The sequence below is a fragment of the Micromonospora sp. DT47 genome (genome assembly GCF_049844475.1).
Taxonomy (GTDB): Bacteria; Actinomycetota; Actinomycetes; order Mycobacteriales; family Micromonosporaceae; genus Micromonospora.
Genome location: NZ_JBNCLC010000030.1, coordinates 1 through 17,314, shown reverse-complemented (window position 1 = coordinate 17,314; position 17,314 = coordinate 1). Strand labels below are relative to the sequence as shown.

Sequence of the window (17,314 nt, the reverse complement as noted above, 5' to 3'; positions counted from 1 at the left end):
GGAAGCAGGATATGCCTCGATGCCTGGGGAAGGAGACCATCGATCGGAGTCGACCCGAAGGGCCGAGAACGCGGCGGTGATCGGGTGTCGAAAATCGGCCGATCATCCCCCTGGCGCGAAGAGGAGTATCAGCCTAGGCGTGTACCGGCGGGTAATTTTGCGGTGCAAGAGCTTGCAGGCCGGCGATTTTCCACCTCGGTCGGACACTTAACGGCAGCTCAGTACGGCTGCCCGGGGTCGCCGGGACGTCACCGATCGTACGGCGGCGGTGTCCCCGTATCGACGTCCCTGGTGAAACTTTTCGGCAACTGTGCGATCAGGTTCTGGAACTCGCCGACCGTGACCGCCTCGCGCAGGGTCGCGAACACCGCCCGCACCCCGACCTGTGCGGTCGCCGGCTCCACCCCGGCCCGCTCGGCCACCCGCCGGAGGAACTCGACCGGCCCGAACCTCTCCCCCCCACCGGCCGCGTCCCCGGACGTGGGAGCCGTGAGGTAGCCGCTCAGGTCGTCCGGCAGTTGGGCGGCCAGGTCGCCGGTCTCCCCGGCGCTGACCCGCTGCGCCACCGTCAGCAGCGCGGCCCGGGCGATCGCGGCGGCCGTCTCCGGTGGCAGTTCGGCCCGCCGGGCCACCGCGGCGACGAAGTGGGGAAACCGCACCTCGCCCTCCTTCCCAGCGCGGCGCGCGGCGCGCCGGACACCGGTCGCGGTTACCCGGGCCGGGTCGGCGCAAACGGCGCCGGTTCAGTCCCCCGCCGACGCCGCCGACCCCCCGGTCGGCCGCCCCCGGCCGGTCCGGTCGCCCCGCCGGCTCGTGACCGTCGCCTTCCCGCGCGCCGTCCGCGCCCGGGATCCGCGCGGTCGACCACCCCGGCGAGCACCGGGTGACCAGCGCGGCGGCGGACATCCCGGCCGCGGCCAGCGCGAGGTGGCCGGCCAGCTGGACCGCTGGTTGACCGTGCACCTGGCGCTGCGCCTCGCCGCCCAGGTCAGCGGCGTGGTCGAGGTCGTCGACGCGCTCGGCTACGCCGTCGACGACGCCCCGCTGGCCGCTCTCCGCGCCGCCACCACCACTCCCGCCGGCATCGCCTGACCCTCCGGCTCACTCCTCGGCGAGGGCGTCCAGGAGGAGGGAGGCCGTCCAGCTGAAGGCTGGGGAGCCCAGGCCGGCGCCGGTGTCCGGGTGGAAGTACTCGTGGCAGCCGGCGGTGGCGGCCAGCTCCAGCATGGACTCCCGCAGACCGGCGGCCAGGTCGGGCCGTTCGTGGGTGCGCAGCCCTCGCCAGAGCAGCCAGTTGGTGTTCATCCAGCTCGGACCGCGCCAGTAGCGCAGCGGTTCGAAGTCCGGCGCGGTCCGGTCGTGGCTGGGCAGCGGACGGTCCATCCGGGCCGCCAGGCCGAACCGCGCGGAGCACGCCTCGGCCACCACCGCCTCGGCCTGCCGGGTGGACAGGTCGGGCAGGATCAGCGGCATCAGCCCGAGCACCGTACGGGCCGGGATCAGCTGGTCGGTGCGCAGGTCGCGCGGATGGAACGCGCCGGTGACCGGGTCCTGGAGCCGGTCGACCAGGGCCCTCGTGATCCGGGCGGCCCGGTCCTGGTGCGGTCCCGGATCCGCGCCGACCACCACGGCGATCCGGGCGAGGGCGTGCTCGGCCGCGCCCAGCGCCGCGTTGACCAGCGGGCACTCCACCAGGAACGGGTGCCGCCCGGCCAGCCCGGCGTCGGTGTAGGCGTGTCCCCGGTAGGCGGCGACGATCGCGACGTACCGCGCGTAGTCCAGGTCGGTGGGGCGGTGGGCGGCGTCGGCGTGCACGGTGTCGTGCCGGCGGTACGCCCGCATCACGTCGGCGTTGGCGGGCACCGCCGCCATCGGGGCGTCCCAGGCCGGGCTGTTGTCCAGGCCGGACTCCCACGGGTGCACGATCGCAGCCAACCCGGCGCCGCCGACGTCCCGCTGGCCGGTCAGGTAGCGCTGCTGGGCCACCAGTCGCGGGTAGAGCCAGCGCAGCTCCCGCACCGACGCCTCGGACGGGGCCCGGCGGTGCACCAGCCAGGCCGCCAGGGCGTGCACCGGCGGCTGGACCAGGCCGGAGGTGGCGGCGGCCGGGGCGGCGTCGGCGACCGCCGAGTCCCAGAACTCCGGCCCGGGGAAGTACGACCCGACCCGCAGCGCCGGGTTGAACACGATGTGCGGCACCCGCCCGTCGGCCCACTGGGCGGCGAAGAGGGTACGCAGCTCCCGCCAGGCGCGGTCGGGCCGGACGTGGGCCAGCCCGATCGCGATGAACGCCGAGTCCCAGCTCCACTGGTGCGGGTAGAGGGTCCGCGACGGCACGGTGTGGTCGTGCTCCCAGTTGCCGTCCAGGGTGGCCAGGGCGAGCCGGCGCAGCGTGGCGATCCGCTCGCCGCGACCCGGCGGGGGCGCCCCGGCGGCGCGCGGGGCGGTGCCGAGACCACCGACCGGGGGGTGCACACCGGCGCCGGACCGGCCGGCGGGCCCGGCGCTCACGCGGCCGCCTGCCTGGGCTGGGCGTGCCGCAGCACGGTCGCCGCCTGCTGGAGGGCACGGACCGGATCGGCGCGCAGCCGGCACTCCAGAGCGAGCCAGCCGGAGTAGCCGATCTCCAGCAGGGTCCGGACCATCGCCGGCCAGTCCAGGTGCCCGGCGCCCGGCTGGTACCGGTTGGAGTCGCTGACCTGGACGTGCCCGAGGTACGGCGCGGCGGCGCGCAGCGCGGCGGGCACGTCGTCCTCCTCGATGTTCATGTGGAAGGTGTCGGCGACCACCCGTACCGAGGGCAGGCCGACGGCGGCACAGAGCACCACCGCCTCGTCGAGGCGGTTGACCATGTGGTCCTCGTACCGGTTGAGCGGCTCCAGGAAGAGGCTGACCCCCTCGGCCCGGGCGTGCTCACCCAGCGCGCCCAGGGCGTCGACCAGCACCTGCCGGTCGCCGGCGGGCGGGCGGGGCGGCTCGAACGGCGGCAGCCGGCGGGAGAACATCCCCCAGGCGGCGGGGGTCATCGCGCCGATCCCGCCGAGCTCGGCGATCACCGACAGTTGGGAGCGCAGGTTGGCCACCGCGTCCCGGGAGCGTTCCGGGTCGAAGTCACCGATGAAGTGGTCCATCTCGACGCAGACGGTCGGCATGACCACGCCCTCGGCGCGGGCCCGGCGCAGCTCCGGCAGCCGGCGGGCGAAGGCGAGGTCGCCCCGGCCGCGCAGCTCGATGCCGTCGTAGCCGAGGGCGGCGGCGAGGGCCCACTTCTGGGACAGGTTGGTGCCCGGGAGCAGCTGCTCCTGGCAGGCGAGGGGGATGGACATGTCAGAACCTCAGTACGACTTGTAGGACGTCATCGGCACCGCGGTCGAGCAACGCCAGCGCGTCGGCCACCGCGCGGGCGTCCACGACGTGGCTCACCAGCGGCAGCGGGTCGACGCTGCCCTCGGCCACCAGCTCCATGAAGGTGTGGGCGATGCGGGCACCGGTCCACCGGCCGGCCAGGCCGGGCGCCGGGGCGGGTCCGGAGACCTGGGCCGCCACGAGCTGGATCCGGTTGTGGTGGAACTCCTCGCCGAGGCCGAGCCCGTCGGCCTGGCCCTGGTAGAAGCCGGCCGCCACGACGCGGCCGGCGTGGGTGGTGGCGCGGATCGCCTCGTGCAGCGCCGGGTACGCCCCGGACAGCTCCAGGCAGACGTCCGCGCCGCGACCGTCGGTGGCACCGTGCAGCACGGTGGCGGCCGACTCGGCGCCGGCGTCGACGGTGATCCGGGCGCCGAGGCGGGCGGCCATGGCCAGCCGGGTGGACACCCGGTCCACCGCGACCACCCGGGCCCCGGAGAGCGCCGCGAGCCGGGTGGCGAGCAGCCCGATGACGCCCTGCCCGAAGACTCCGACCCAGTCGCCGAGGTGCAGGTCGGCGGAGAGGACGGCGGTGAGCGCGATGGCGCCGGGGCGGGCGAAGACGGCGGCGAGCGGGTCGAGCCCGGGGGCGAGCGGGGTGACCGCGCCGGCCGGTAGGACCGCCTCCGCCCGGTGTCCCCAGATGCCCCAGACGAGCTGGCCGGGATCGCGGTCGGCCACGTCCGGCGCCACCTCGAGGAGCTCGCCGACCTCCTCGTAGCCGAAGCCGACCAGCGGGTACGGCACGGGGGTCTGGCGGGGGACGAACATCCGGCTGACGTCGTCCCAGTCCTTGCTGAGCCGGGGATTGCTGCCCCGGAACAGGGTGAGCTCGGTGCCGGCGGAGATGCCGGAAAAGCAGGTGCGGACCCGCACCTGGCCCGGGCCGAGCGGATCGGAGGGGCAGGGCTCGAGGCTGACGCGCCGCGGCCCGGCCAGAGAGACAACCCAGTTGCCCATGGCGTCACTCCCGGGAAGTGCCGGGCTCAATCTTAACAAAAAATCGCTATATGTCTTGTAATTGATCAATCCAGCACGTTGAATCCGTCATGTACCCTTCGAGAGGAGTGCCACCGATGTCATCCCCTCCGATGCGGATGCTGGCCGCCACCCTGATCCTCGCAGTAACCGGGGTAAGCCTGCTGGCCTGCAGCGACGACGAGTCCAAAAGCGACAGTTCAGAAATAACGGTGTGGAGCCTGGAGGACGTGGCCGACCGGGTCACCGCCACCAAGGCGATCATCGCCGACTTCACCGCGAAAACCGGGGTGAAGGTCAACCTGGTCACCGTCAACGAGGACCAGTTCCCGTCCCTCATCGCCTCCAGCGCCGCCGCCGGCGACCTGCCCGACGTGGTCGGTTCGGTCTCGCTGGCCGGCATCCAGACCCTCGCCGGCAACGAGCTGCTCCATCCCGACGCCAACAAGCAGATCGTCGACGCCCTGGGGCGGGACACCTTCTCCCCCCGGGCCCTGGAGCTCAGCTCCGACGGCGACAAGCAGCTCTCCGTGCCCAGCGACGGGTGGGGGCAGCTGCTGGTCTACCGCAAGGACCTCTTCGACGCGGCCGGCCTGCCGGCCCCCGACACGTACGAGAAGATCACCGCCGCCGCGACCAAGCTGAACACCGGCGGCGTCGCCGGCATCACCGCGGCCACCGCGCCCGGTGACGTCTTCACCCAGCAGACCTTCGAGCACCTGGCGCTGGCCAACAACTGCCAGCTCACCGACGACTCGGGGGCGGTGAAGCTGGACTCGCCGGAGTGCGTCGAGGCGTTCCGCTTCTACGGTGACCTGATGCGCCAGCACTCGGTCAAGGGCGCGCAGGACGTGGACACCACCCGGGCCACCTACTTCGCCGGCAAGGCCGCCATGCTGATCTGGTCGCCGTTCATCCTGGACGAGCTGGCCGGGCTGCGCAACGACGCCAAGCCGACCTGCCCGCAGTGCGCGAAGGATCCGACCTGGCTGGCCAAGAACAGCGGCTTCGTCACCGCGATCAAGGGCCCCAACGGCACCGAGCCGGCCCAGTACGGCGAGATCAGCTCCTGGGCGGTGCTCGACGGCGCCGCCGCCGACCCGGCGAAGTCCTTCGTGGAGTACATGCTCTCCGACGGCTACCCGCGCTGGTTCGGCATGTCCCCGGAGGGGCGCTTCCCGGTCCGCAAGGGCACCGCCGACGACAAGGAGAAGTTCCTCACCGCCTGGAACACCAGCCGGGCCGGGGTGGACGCCAAGAAGCCGCTGTCCGAGGTGTACGGCGACGAAGTGCTGGCCGACCTCCGCAAGAGCCCGGACACCTTCCAGCGCTGGGGGCTGCAGCAGGGCCAGGGCAAGCTGGTCGGGGCGATCCTCGGCGAGCTCCCCGTCCCCAAGGCGCTCGCCGACGTGGTGGGCGGCAAGTCCGACGCCGCGGCGGCCGCCACACGGGCCAGAAAGGACGTCGAGGCGATCAAGGCGGGCGTCAATTGACCACCGCCGCGCCGGAGACCGGCCGCTCCCCCGTACGGGAGCGGCCTGGTCCCGGCCGTCGACGCCCGCTCACCCTGCGCCGCCGTGAGTCCCGGGCCGGCCTCGCCCTGGTCGCCCCGACCCTGCTCGTCGTGGTCGCGGTGATCGGCATCCCGATCGTCTGGACGGTGGTGCTGGCCTTCCAACGGGTACGCCTGGCCACCCTGCGCAAGACCGGCCTCTTCGGCGAGCTGACGCTGAGCAACTTCGACCGGGTGCTGCACACCCCCGGCTTCGCCGACACCCTCTGGACCACCCTCGTCTACAGCGTCGGCGGCACCTTCGGGTCGATCCTGATCGGCCTGACGGCGGCGCTGGTGGTCCGCCGCCCGTTCCGGGGCCGCACCCTGGTCCGCGCGTCGATGCTGCTGCCGTACGTGGCGCCGGTGGTCGCGGTGGCGTTCGTCTGGCAGGTGATGCTCGACCCGCAGCTCGGCATCGTCAACGACTGGGGCCGGCGGTTCCTCGGCTGGGACGCGCCGATCCCCTTCCTGTCCCAGGACTCGACCGCGCTCTGGACGGTGATCGCCTTCGAGGCCTGGCGCTACTTCCCGTTCGCGTTCCTGTTCCTGCTCGCCCGGCTCCAGGCCGTGCCCGGTGAGCTGGAGGAGGCCGCCCGGGTGGACGGCGCCACCCCGACCCAGCGGTTCCGGCACATCCTGCTGCCGCAACTGCTACCGGTGATCGCCCTGCTGGCGGTGCTGCGGTTCATCATGACGTTCAACAAGTTCGACGACGTCTACCTGCTCACCGGCGGTTCCGCCGGCACCGAGGTGGTCAGCGTCCGGGTCTACCAGTTCCTCACCGCCCGGACCGACATCGGCGCGGCGGCGGCGCAGGCGGTCGTGCTGGCCGTGGTGCTGATCGTGTTCGTGGTGATCTACCTGCGCTTCTTCACCGCGCGGAAGGAGGCGTGATGGACCGCGACATGATCGAGACGGTGGCCCTGCGCTGGCTGCGCCGGCTGGTGATCGCCGCGTTCCTGGTGATCACCGTGCTGCCGTTCTGGTACATGCTGGTGCTCTCGGTGCGCCCGATCGAGCGGCTGCTGCTCGATCCCGGCTCGCTGTGGGTGCCGATCGGCGAGTTCACCGTCGCCACGTACACCGAGGTCCTCAAGGCCGCCGACGACGGCGGCCAGGGGTTCCTCACCTTCATTCGCAACAGCGCCATCGTCGCGATCGCCGCGACGCTGCTGACCCTGGTGGTCTCCATCCCCGGGGCGTACGCGGTCTCCCGGCTGCGGTTCTTCGGCCGGCGGCAGGTCAACTTCCTGTTCCTGGCGGTCTACCTGTTCCCGTCCATCGTCATCGCCATCCCGCTCTTCGTGGTCTTCACCCGGGCCGGGCTGCGCGGGTCGCTGTTCGGGCTGGTGCTGGTCTACATCTCGCAGACCCTCCCGGTCTCGGTCTACATGTTGAAGAACTACTTCGAGACCATCCCGATCAGCCTGGAGGAGTCCGCCGCCATCGACGGCGCCGGCCGGCTCGGCATCATCCGCCGGGTCAGCCTGCCCCTAGCGGCCCCGTCGATCATGGCGGTCGCCCTCTACGACTTCATGATCGCCTGGAACGAGTTTCTCTTCGCCCTGCTCTTCCTGGTCGACAAGCCGAACCGGTGGACGGTGTCACTCGGGCTGTCGCTGCTCGCCGACGGCGTCGAGGTGCCCAAGACCGTGCTGATGGCCGGTTCGGTCATCCTCACCCTGCCCATCGTGATCCTCTTCTTCGCCAGCGAGCGACTGCTCACCGAGGGGCTCACCGCGGGGGCGGAGAAGGGCTGACCGAACCCGGACGGGCGGTGGCCGTACGCCGGTCACCGTCCGTCCCGGTGACCCACACCCGACGAAGCACGTGATCATTGGGGGGTGCCGATCGGCCGCGTCGTCCGCAGCATCTGTTGGGAGCCCGCGTCGGCGGGTACGGGGAGGCCGGTGGCGTGCCATGCGCGGGTACGCCGGAGGTGCGTCAGCACCACCTCATACGAGTTCGTCACCGTAGCCCGGCTGCGCTGACCGCCGGGACGGCCGCCGGACCGCCGGTTACCGTGGCGGCATGACCAACCCGACCCGCTGGACGACCGAGACCGGTCCCGGGCACTCGCAGTGGTACATCGACCGCTTCCGCAAACTCGCCGCCGAGGGGGCGGACCTCGCCGGCGAGGCCCGCCTGGTGGACGCGATGGTGCCGCCCGGGTCACGGATCCTCGACGCCGGCTGCGGCACCGGCCGGGTCGGCGCCGCGCTCGCCGCCCGCGGCCACAGGGTGGTCGGGGTGGACGCCGACCCGGCCCTGGTGGAGGCCGCCCGCGCCGACCACCCCGGCCCGCTCTGGCTCGTCGGCGACCTGGCCGAGCTGGACCTGGCCGCGGCCGGCGAGCCGGAACCGTTCGACGCCGCCGTGGTGGCCGGCAACGTGATGGCTTTCGTCGCCCCCGGCACCGAACGCGACGTGCTGGCCCGGATCGGCGCGCACCTGACGCCCGACGGCGTGGTGCTGGTCGGCTTCGGCACCGACCGGGGATACCGGATCGAGGACTTCGACGCCGACGCGGTCAGCGCCGGCCTGCGTCCCGAGCAGCGCTTCGCCACCTGGGACCTGCGGCCCTGGCGGGACGACGCGGACTTCGCGGTCAGCGTGCTGCGCCGCCCGGCTCGCTGACCGGGGTCTCCGGGGGCCGTTCGTCGGGCCGGCCGACCGGTCAGGCCGGGGCGGCGACGACCCGGGCCGCGGCCGGGTCCAGGGTGCTACCGGCCGGCACCAGGCTGACCAGCCCGGCGGGCAGCCGGACCGGCTTCACGTCGCGGTAGCCGAGCATGCCGAGCACGTCGCCCTCGGCCAGCACGTACCGCCGGCCCAGGTCGGTGACGACGGAGACGGCGCCGCCGGTCGCGCCCGGCGCGGCGACCGACTCGACCACCGCGCCACCGCCGGGCTCGACCACCACGTGGTCGGCGAGCGCGCCCCGTCCCTGCCCGCCGGTGCGGGCGGCGGCGGGCAGGTCCGGCACTGCGGCGCCGATCCGGACGGCACTGACCTCGCCGTCGTCGCCGACCCCGCTGCACAGCCCGCCGCCGTCCACCCCGGCCAGGCGGGGCGGCGAGGAGGGCGGCGCGGTGGGACCGCTGGGGACGAGATCCGGCAGCTTCGGCAGCGCCGCGAACCGGCCGAGGGTGACCGGATCCGGCTCACCCTGGCCGGTACGCGCCATCAGCAACGCCGCCTGCAGTTCGGTGATGCCGGCGAGGCCGTCCCGGGCCGCGACGGCGTACTGCCGGCCGCCGCCGGAGTTGCGGACCAGGTAGACGTCGCCGACGGCGGCACCGGCGACCTGGACGGACGGTTTCCCGAGGTCAGGCAGGGCCGGCGGGGCCAGGTCGACGCCCGCGGGCAGCGTGTTGAGCAGGGCCGGCGCCACCGGCACGGCCCGTTCCCGGGTCGCGGCCAGCGCCGCCAGCACCCGGCTGGTGTCGCGCAGCAGGTAGCGCCGCTGGTGCCACACCAGGTGCAGGCTGCCGTCCGGATGCCGGACCAGCAGGCCCTCCTCGCCCAGCGCCCGCCCGCCGGTGGCGTCCCGGCCGATCAGCAGGGCCGACCGGGGGGCCGACCGGTCCGCCGCAGCCGGGGTCACCGAGCAGACCGTCCACTGGGCGGTCGACAGCCGCCCCGGCGCGGGCAGCGAGTCCGGCGCGTCGGCGATGCCCAGCGGCAGCCCGCGCGGCACGCCCTCGATGGAGCGGCGGGAGACCAGCACGGTGCTGGACCGCTCCGCCCCGATGATCAGCAGTGCCGAGGCGTAGTTGAGCACCGGGTGCAGCTTGCCCTCGCGGTAGACGAAGCGGGCGCCGGACTCCTTCTCGACGATCACCGCACCGGCGGCGCGCCACTTCGTACCGCCGCCGGCGAACAGGCCGTAGAGGGCGGAGCCACCGAGCCCGATCGCCGCCACCAGGACGCTGGCCAGGCCGGCGCCGGCCAGCCGGCGGAACGGCGACCGCGCCGGATCGGTCTCCCGCATGACCAGCGCGGCGACCGCCCGCTGGACGGTGAACTGGTACGAGTGGAGCTGATCCTGCCGCGACGGCATGGTGTCCCTTCCGGCGATTCGTCGCCGCACAGGATATGCGTTCCGTCTATGTCCCGGAGACCCTGCGTCGCCGGCGGCTCACACGTCCAGCGGCGCGCTGATGCGCAGCCGCTCGTCCACCGAGGCCACGAGCGGACCGGCGAGATCGGGGACGGTGTCCCGCGCCCACGGCAGGAGCGCGGTGAGTAAGCCGGTCAGGTCCTGCTGGACGGAGCGGAGCAGCTGGGGAAGCACGTCGCGCGGGATGTCGAGGTACTGCTCGTCCGGCCGGGGAACGGCCCCGGCCGGCAGCTCGTCGCGGCTCTTCCACAGCCGCAGCACCGGGCCGCGGTGTTCCAGCAGCACGTCCGGGTCGTGGCCGAGGTAGGGCACGTGCCCGTCGAGCGCCTCCCGCCAGTCGCGCCACTCGTCGAGGCCGACGCAGCAGCCCGGGTCGACGACGACCTCCCCGTCGGTCACCCGCAGGCCGCCGGCGGCGTAGCCGTTGTCGCCCGTGAGGTACTCCTCGACCGCCCCGGTCGCGTCCACCGCCGACGTCGACAGGTCGTCGGCGGTGACGCCCGGCCCGACCAGCGCCCACACCACGGTGCCGACCTGCGCCGGCGTCGGACGGCGGGGCACCGGGACGAGGAACCCACCCGGCTCTACCGGCCAGTACGGACAGGCGTACGACCAGCGCTCCAGCACCGGGATCATGGTCAGCCGCCGCGTCCGGGTCATGGCAGCGTCGAACCGCCGCTGGTGCGCCGAGCCGCCGTCATCCCCCGTCACGGCGGCCATCCTTCCCGGCCACCGCACGGGCCGCATCGGGGTTTCCGCCGGGTGGCGTATAACCGGACGGTGGACAGCAACGACTGGGACGCCCGGTACGCCGCCTCGGCGGAGCTGGTGTGGACCGCCGAACCGAACCGCTTCGTGGTCGAGGCGGTCACCGACCTGCCCCCGGGTGACGCGCTCGATCTCGCCGCCGGGGAGGGCCGCAACGCGGTCTGGCTGGCCACGCACGGCTGGCGGGTTACCGCGGTCGACTTCTCCCCGGTCGCGGTCGCGCGGGGGCGGGAGCTCGCCGCGCGTCGGGGCGTACCGGTGCGGTGGCGGGTCGCGGACGTCACCACGGATGTCCCCGAGCCCGGCCGGTACGACCTGGTCCTGATCGCCTACCTGCACCTGCCGCCGGCCCAGTTCGCGACGGCGCTGGCCGGGGCGCGGGCGGCGCTGCGACCCGGCGGCACGATCGTCGTCGTCGGACACGACCGGGCCAACCTCGACGGTGGCGTCGGCGGCCCTCGGGACCCGGAGCTCCTGCTGACCCCGGAGGCGGTGGTCAACGGGCTCGACTGGCTGCGGTTGGAGCGGGCCGGTACGGTCCGCCGGCCGGTCACCGTGGACGGGACGACCGTGGATGCGCTCGACACGCTGGTGGTGGCGACCGAGCCGGCCTGACCGGCGGGACGGCGGATCCACTGCCGCCCGGACTCCGACCCCGGCCGGCTGATTCGTCCACGTCATCAGGTCCATGGCGTGGCTCGGGCCCATCCCGCCCGCCCATCACCGGCCGGGCCGGGCCTCGGTCAGGGGCGCAGGATGAGGCGGATCGGGTTGCCCTGCTTGGACTGCGCCGGAAATCCGCGCCGCCGGCGGGCGCACCGGTAGCATCCCGCACGGACGGCGACGGCAGGGAGGCGGCCGGGTGGGCGCACGATTCGAGGAACTGGCCTGGCGGGAGACCCCGATCGGCGCGATCAGCCTGCGCCGGCGGCACGACCCGGCGGTGGACGTCGACGTGTACGAGGTGAAGCTCGACGACGAGTTCCTGATGTCCAGTCTCTTCCCGGTGGCGGAGATCGAGCTGGCCCGGCTGGGGCTGGCGCCGCTGGCCGGCGACGCCCTCGACGTGGTGGTCGGCGGGCTCGGCCTCGGCTACACCGCCCGGACCGCGCTGGAGGACCCCCGGGTGCGGTCGCTGGTGGTGGTCGAGGCGATCGAGGACGTCATCGACTGGCACCGGCGCCAACTGCTCCCCTTCGCCGCCGGGCTGGCCGTCGACCCGCGTACCCGGTTCGTCCGGGCCGACTTCTTCGCCGCGGTGGCCGGCGGCGACGGCCTCGACCCGGACGCCCCCGACCGCCGCTTCCACGCGGTGCTGCTGGACGTGGACCACTCCCCCCGCAACGTCCTGCATCCCAGCCACGCCGCCTTCTACACCCCCGACGGCCTGCGTCGCCTCGCCGACCTGCTGCACCCGGACGGGGTCTTCGCGCTCTGGTCCGACGACCCGCCGGACGAGGATTTCGGCCGGGTGCTCGCCGAGGTGTTCCCGACCTGGCAGGCCCACGTCGTCCGGTTCGCCAACCCGCTGACCGGCGGCGAATCGGCCAACACCGTCTACGTCGCCCGGCGGTGAAGCCGCTCCCCACCGGCACTTACGCCACCGTAGGTTACCGGCCCGTAGATTAGGCTGGACCGTGGCGTACGGCCCGGTGGGTGCGGCACGCCACGGTGACAGCGAGGGGAGACTGATGGACCTGACCGCCGAGCGGCCCTGGCTGCGCAGCTACGCGCCCGACGTGCCGGCCACCATCGCGCCGTCGGACGAGTCGCTGGTCGACCTGCTCCGCGCCGCGGCGCGCCGGTTCGGTCCCCGGGTGGCGCTGGACTTCTTCGGCGCCACCACCACGTACGCCGAGCTGGACGGCCAGGTGGCCCGGGCCGCGGAGGCGCTGCGCCGGCTCGGCGTGGGCGCGGGCGACCGGGTGGCCCTGGTGCTGCCGAACTGCCCGCAGCACGTGGTCGCCTTCTACGCCGTGCTGCGCCTGGGCGCGGTGGTGGTCGAGCACAATCCGCTCTACACCCCGCAGGAGCTGGGCCACCAGCTCGCCGACCACGGCGCCCGGGTGGCCGTGGCCTGGGACAAGGTGGCGCCGCTGGTGCGGGGCGTCGGCGCGGTGGAGACGGTGGTCGCGGTGGACCTGAGTCGGGCGCTGCCCCGGGTCAAGCGGTGGGCGCTGCGGCTGCCGCTGCCGAAGGTCCGGGCCACCCGCGCCGCGATGACGTCCCCGGCGCCGGGGGCGCTGCGCTGGGACGACCTGCTGACCGCCGCGGCTCCGCTGGCCGACGACCATCCCGCGCCGGGCGCCGACGACACCGCGCTGCTGCAGTACACCGGGGGCACCACCGGGACGCCGAAGGGCGCCGTCCTGACCCACCGCAATCTGCGGGCCAACGCCGCGCAGGGCCGCGCCTGGGTGCCCGGCCTGCGCGACGGCGAGGAGACGGTGTACGCGGTCCTACCGCTGTTCCACGCGTACGGGCTGACGCTCTGCCTGACCTTCTCGGTGAGCATCGGGGCCACGCTGGTGCTCTTCCCTCGGTTCGACCTCGACCAGACCCTGGACGGGGTACGCCGCCGCCCACCGACGTTCCTGCCCGCCGTCCCGCCGATCTACCAGCGGCTCGCCGCCGCAGCCCGGGAGCGCGGCGTCGACCTCACCTCGGCCCGGTACGCGATCTCCGGGGCGATGGCCCTGCCGCCGTCCACCGTGGAGCTGTGGGAGTCGGTCACCGGTGGCCTGCTCGTCGAGGGGTACGGGATGACCGAGACCTCGCCGGTGGCGCTGGGCAACCCGGTCTCCCCCGCCCGCCGGCCCGGCACGGTCGGGGTACCGTTCCCGTCCACCGAGGTCCGCATCGTCGACCCCGAGGACCCGCCCCGGGACCGCGCCCCCGGGCAGGCCGGCGAGCTGCTGATCCGGGGCCCGCAGGTCTTCTCCGGCTACTGGAACCGCCCCGAGGAGACCGCGGCGGTGCTGCTGCCCGGCGGCTGGCTGCGGACCGGCGACGTCGTGGTGATGGACCCGGACGGCTTCGTCAGCGTGGTCGACCGGATCAAGGAGCTCATCATCACCGGCGGCTTCAACGTCTACCCGTCCGAGGTGGAGAACGCGCTGCGCCGGGTGTCCGGGGTACGCGAGGCCGCCGCGGTCGGCCTGCCCGGCGGGCACGGCGGCGAGGAGGTGGTCGCCGCGGTGGTGCTGCACGAGGACTGCACGACCGACGCGGAGGGCATCCGGACGGCCTGCCGGGAGCACCTCACCGCCTACAAGGTGCCGCGCCGGGTGGTGGTGGTCGACGACCTGCCCCGCTCGCAGATCGGCAAGATCCTGCGCCGCGAGGTCCGCGACCGCCTGCTCGCCGAGGGCTGAACCGCACCGGGCCGCCGCCCGCGCGACGACGGCCCAACGCGCTCAGAACCAGTCGTCGCGCATGTCCAGCGTGGTCCGGTCCAGGCTGTCCAGCAGGTCGAACTGGGCGGCGGTGCGGGGCAGTTCGTGGCGGAAGAAGTACCGCGCCGCCTGGCGCTTGCCGGCGTAGAAGCTGGTGTCCGCGCCGTGCCGGGACGTCGGCGCGCTGTCGCCGACGGCCACCGGACCGGTCGCCGCGTCGACGGCGAGCAGCTGCTCCAGCCACATCCAGGCGATCACCACGTGGCCGACGGCCTCGAGGTAGGCGCTGGCGTTGGCCAGGGCGAGCGCCGGGTCGCCGGCGCTCCAGAGCCGGCGGGTGGTGGCGCCGATCCGGTCCACCGCGGCGCCCAGCTGCCCGGCCAGCACGGCGGCCTCCCCGTCGGCCTTCCCGGCCCGGCTCACGGTGGCGCCGATCGTCTCCAACAGCAGGGCCAGGCCGGCCCCGCCGCGCATGGTGGCCTTGCGGCCGAGCAGGTCGAGCGCCTGGATGCCGTGGGTGCCCTCGTGGATCGGGTTGAGCCGGTTGTCCCGCCAGTGCTGCTCCACGTCGTAGTCGCGGGTGTAGCCGTAGCCGCCGTGCACCTGGATGGCCAGGTCGTTGGCGGCCAGGCACCACTGCGACGGCCAGCTCTTCGCGATCGGGGTGAGCATGTCGAGCAGCAGGTGCGCGCGATCCCGGTCCGCCTCGGCCGGGGCGGTCTTCTGCTCGTCGAGCAGCCGTCCGCAGTAGAGCACCAGCGCCAGCGCACCCTCCGTGTAGCTCTTCTGGGCCAGCAGCATCCGCCGCACGTCGGGGTGGGTGACGATCGGCACCTGCGGCGCCGTCGGGTCCTTGTCGGTGGCGGGGCGGCCCTGCGGGCGCTGGCGGGCGTACGCCAGGGACTTCAGGTAGCCGGTGTAGCCGAGCGCGGTGGCGCCGGCCCCGACGCCGATGCGCGCCTCGTTCATCATGTGGAACATCTGGGCGAGGCCCTGGTGCGGCTCCCCCACCAGGTGGCCGACCGCGCCGGGGCGCCCGTCCGGGCGGTGCACCCCCTCGCCGAAGTTGAGCAAGGTGTTGGTGGTGCCCCGGTAGCCCATCTTGTGGTTGAGGCCGACCAGCACCACGTCGTTGCGCGCGCCGAGCGTGCCGTCCGCTCCGACCAGGACCTTGGGCACGATGAACAGGGAGATCCCCTTGACCCCGGGCGGACCGCCGGGGATCCGGGCGAGCACCAGGTGGACGATGTTCCCAGCCAGCTCGTGCTCGCCGCCGGAGATCCACATCTTGGTGCCGAAGAGCCGGTACGTCCCGTCGTCCTGCGGCTCGGCCCGGGTGGTGATGTCGGCCAGCGAGCTGCCGGCCTGCGGCTCGGACAGGCACATCGTGCCGAAGAACCGGCCCTCGACCATCGGCCGGACGTAGGTGTCGATCTGCTCCGCGCTGCCGTGGGTGAGCAGCAGGTTGGCGTTGCCCAGGGTGAGGAACGGGTACGCCGACGTCCCCACGTTCGCGGCCTGGAAGAAGGCGAAGGCGGCGGCGGAGACCACGTGCGGCAGCTGCATCCCGCCGACGGAGGAGTCCAGGCTGGCGGCCAGCAGCCCCGTCCGGCCGAACACGTCCAACGCCGCCTTGACCTGCGGGATGGTGTGCACCCGGCGGCCGTCGAAGGTCGGCTCGGTGGTGTCGGCGGCCCGGTTGTGCGGGGCGAAGTGCTCGGTGGCGACCCGCTCGGCGAGGTCGAGGACGTCGTCGAAGGTCTCCCGGGAGTGCTCGGCGTAGCGGGGGCGCTCGGTCAACCGGGTCACGTCCAGCCACTCGTGGAGCAGGAAGCGCAGGTCACGCCGGGACAGCAGGGTGGACGACACGGCTCTCCTTCCATCGGTCGGTCAGCCGCGGCGCAGCCCGGCGACGGCCTCCCGGAGGTCATCCTGGCTGATCGGGCCGGCCGGCGCACCTTCCGCCGCCTCTGGTCTCTGATAGCGGGCTGACTTTGCAGCGCGACTGCTGCTCCTGTTGACGCCGCCGAGAGGCGTCACTCGCTGTAGCCGGCACGGCGGCGCCGGCTGTGCCGGCCAGGTACGGGATCGGTCCTGAAAGTCATGCTTCAGCCCCTCGTAAGGGGCGTGCAGGAGCCTCTAGGGCACAAGCCCGGTCAGTGGGACCCGGGCCTGTAGTTGGAGGTCCTCGGCGAATGGATTACCACTGGTGAACAACGTTCTCTCGAAAGTAGCGCCCCTCTGCGCCACGGTCGCGCTGGCCACGACCGCACTGTTGGGAGCGTCCCCCGCATTCGGCGCCGAAGTCGGCGAGCAGCCGGACCTGCCGCCGGCCCTCGCCTCGGTGAACGCGCTGTACCAGACGGACCCTTGTGATCCCGACGGCCCCACCGCAACCGATGCGGCCCTCGCTACCCAGCTGAATCCGCAGCTGAATTCCGATATGCGGAACAACCTGACGGCGTACCGCGTCTCCTGCGCAAGGGAGGTGGTCGAGGCGGTACGAGCACGTGGCCTCGCCTCGCGCGCCGCTGTCATCGCGGTCACCACCGTGATCGTCGAAACTCATCTGCAGAACATCAGCGAGGAGGTGGACCACACCAGTCTTGGTCTGTTCCAACAGCAGGAATGGTGGGGCACCCGCGCTCAGCGGCTCAACCCGACCTGGGCCACGAATGCCTTCCTCAACGCCATGGAGGACAAGTACCCCAATGGCACCTGGGCCACCGCCGCGATCGGCGATGTCTGCCAGAGGGTGCAGGTGTCGGCCTACCCCAGCAAGTACCAGGTTCAGGCGCCGGACGCACAGATCATCGTCGACGCCCTCTGGAACTCTGCGGGCGCTCGCCTCGAGGACGTTCCGATCTCGGGTGACTGGAATGGTGACGGTGTCGACACCGTCGGCGTCTTCCGCCCGAGCAACTCGACGTTCTACCTGCGCGACACCAACAGCGGAGTCGCGACCAGCGTCTTCAAGTTCGGCCACGGCCCGTCGGGCGACATTCCGGTGGCGGGCGACTGGAACAACGACGGCAAGGACACCGTCGGCGTGTTCCGCCCCGGCAACTCCACCTGGTACCTGACCAACGG

Annotated in this window: 16 protein-coding genes; 9 read left to right on the top strand and 7 right to left on the bottom strand. The window is 73.3% G+C overall.

All coding sequences use genetic code 11. The annotated features are described in order from the left end of the window. Window positions 1–248: 248 nt before the first annotated feature. Window positions 249–659 carry a DUF2267 domain-containing protein gene (locus ACLQ2U_RS29280; protein WP_425754129.1) on the bottom strand — a complete coding sequence of 137 codons (411 nt, stop codon included), beginning with the start codon at window positions 657–659 and terminating at the stop codon, window positions 249–251. Window positions 660–813: 154 nt separating this feature from the next. On the opposite strand from ACLQ2U_RS29280, the gene ACLQ2U_RS29275 reads away from it, so the two are divergent. Continuing rightward, complete coding sequence (locus ACLQ2U_RS29275) at window positions 814–1,092, top strand: hypothetical protein (RefSeq protein ID WP_425754128.1); 279 nt, start codon at window positions 814–816, stop codon at window positions 1,090–1,092. Between the two features lie 9 nt (window positions 1,093–1,101). On the opposite strand, the gene ACLQ2U_RS29270 is transcribed toward ACLQ2U_RS29275, so the two are convergent. The 3 genes from ACLQ2U_RS29270 to ACLQ2U_RS29260 form a co-directional block, all read right to left on the bottom strand. Beyond that, complete coding sequence (locus tag ACLQ2U_RS29270) at window positions 1,102–2,400, bottom strand: MGH1-like glycoside hydrolase domain-containing protein (protein WP_425754150.1); 1,299 nt, start codon at window positions 2,398–2,400, stop codon at window positions 1,102–1,104. A gap of 107 nt (window positions 2,401–2,507) precedes the next feature. Continuing rightward, the gene (locus ACLQ2U_RS29265) at window positions 2,508–3,326 is read right to left on the bottom strand and encodes a sugar phosphate isomerase/epimerase family protein (RefSeq protein WP_425754127.1); all 819 of its coding nucleotides are present in this window, start codon (window positions 3,324–3,326) and stop codon (window positions 2,508–2,510) included. Window position 3,327: 1 nt separating this feature from the next. Then, window positions 3,328–4,365, bottom strand: coding sequence for a zinc-dependent alcohol dehydrogenase (locus ACLQ2U_RS29260; RefSeq protein WP_425754126.1), 1,038 nt, complete (start codon window positions 4,363–4,365; stop codon window positions 3,328–3,330). A 116-nt stretch (window positions 4,366–4,481) separates the two neighbouring features. Here ACLQ2U_RS29260 and ACLQ2U_RS29255 point away from each other — a divergent pair, with 116 nt between their 5' ends. The 4 genes from ACLQ2U_RS29255 to ACLQ2U_RS29240 all read left to right on the top strand — a co-directional run bounded on the left by ACLQ2U_RS29255 (window position 4,482) and on the right by ACLQ2U_RS29240 (window position 8,575). Beyond that, a complete protein-coding gene (locus ACLQ2U_RS29255; protein WP_425754125.1) occupies window positions 4,482–5,876 on the top strand; it encodes an ABC transporter substrate-binding protein in 1,395 nt (464 codons plus the stop codon). Beyond that, the gene (locus ACLQ2U_RS29250) at window positions 5,873–6,832 is read left to right on the top strand and encodes a carbohydrate ABC transporter permease (RefSeq protein ID WP_425754124.1); all 960 of its coding nucleotides are present in this window, start codon (window positions 5,873–5,875) and stop codon (window positions 6,830–6,832) included. Before ACLQ2U_RS29255 ends, ACLQ2U_RS29250 begins: the two co-directional genes overlap by 4 nt. Continuing rightward, entirely contained in the window at window positions 6,832–7,698 is an 867-nt protein-coding gene (locus ACLQ2U_RS29245) for a carbohydrate ABC transporter permease (RefSeq protein ID WP_425754123.1), read from the top strand. The genes ACLQ2U_RS29250 and ACLQ2U_RS29245 overlap by 1 nt, the downstream gene beginning before the upstream one ends. 271 nt (window positions 7,699–7,969) lie before the next feature. Beyond that, window positions 7,970–8,575, top strand: a complete 606-nt coding sequence (locus ACLQ2U_RS29240) for a class I SAM-dependent methyltransferase (protein ID WP_425754122.1) — start codon at window positions 7,970–7,972, stop codon at window positions 8,573–8,575. A gap of 40 nt (window positions 8,576–8,615) precedes the next feature. On the opposite strand, the gene eccB is transcribed toward ACLQ2U_RS29240, so the two are convergent. Both eccB and ACLQ2U_RS29230 read right to left on the bottom strand, forming a co-directional pair. Then, window positions 8,616–10,001 (bottom strand): type VII secretion protein EccB, encoded by a 1,386-nt coding sequence (gene eccB, locus ACLQ2U_RS29235; RefSeq protein WP_425754121.1) that lies wholly within the window; start codon window positions 9,999–10,001, stop codon window positions 8,616–8,618. A 78-nt stretch (window positions 10,002–10,079) separates the two neighbouring features. Beyond that, window positions 10,080–10,772: a hypothetical protein gene (locus tag ACLQ2U_RS29230; protein ID WP_425754120.1), complete on the bottom strand. Its 693-nt coding sequence runs from the start codon at window positions 10,770–10,772 to the stop codon at window positions 10,080–10,082. Window positions 10,773–10,841: 69 nt separating this feature from the next. On the opposite strand from ACLQ2U_RS29230, the gene ACLQ2U_RS29225 reads away from it, so the two are divergent. The 3 genes from ACLQ2U_RS29225 to ACLQ2U_RS29215 all read left to right on the top strand — a co-directional run bounded on the left by ACLQ2U_RS29225 (window position 10,842) and on the right by ACLQ2U_RS29215 (window position 14,203). Further along, the gene (locus ACLQ2U_RS29225; RefSeq protein WP_425754119.1) at window positions 10,842–11,444 is read left to right on the top strand and encodes a class I SAM-dependent methyltransferase; all 603 of its coding nucleotides are present in this window, start codon (window positions 10,842–10,844) and stop codon (window positions 11,442–11,444) included. Between the two features lie 247 nt (window positions 11,445–11,691). Then, window positions 11,692–12,405 carry a spermidine synthase gene (locus tag ACLQ2U_RS29220; RefSeq protein ID WP_425754118.1) on the top strand — a complete coding sequence of 238 codons (714 nt, stop codon included), beginning with the start codon at window positions 11,692–11,694 and terminating at the stop codon, window positions 12,403–12,405. A 115-nt stretch (window positions 12,406–12,520) separates the two neighbouring features. Further along, entirely contained in the window at window positions 12,521–14,203 is a 1,683-nt protein-coding gene (locus ACLQ2U_RS29215; protein WP_425754117.1) for a long-chain-fatty-acid--CoA ligase, read from the top strand. A gap of 42 nt (window positions 14,204–14,245) precedes the next feature. Here the strand turns inward: ACLQ2U_RS29215 and ACLQ2U_RS29210 are convergent, their stop codons facing one another. After that, window positions 14,246–16,093: an acyl-CoA dehydrogenase gene (locus ACLQ2U_RS29210; RefSeq protein ID WP_425754116.1), complete on the bottom strand. Its 1,848-nt coding sequence runs from the start codon at window positions 16,091–16,093 to the stop codon at window positions 14,246–14,248. Between the two features lie 340 nt (window positions 16,094–16,433). Between ACLQ2U_RS29210 and ACLQ2U_RS29205 the strand changes: the two genes are divergently transcribed. Next, window positions 16,434–17,314, top strand: an 881-nt coding sequence (locus tag ACLQ2U_RS29205) for an FG-GAP repeat domain-containing protein (RefSeq protein ID WP_425754115.1), incomplete at its 3' end; no start/stop codon positions are given.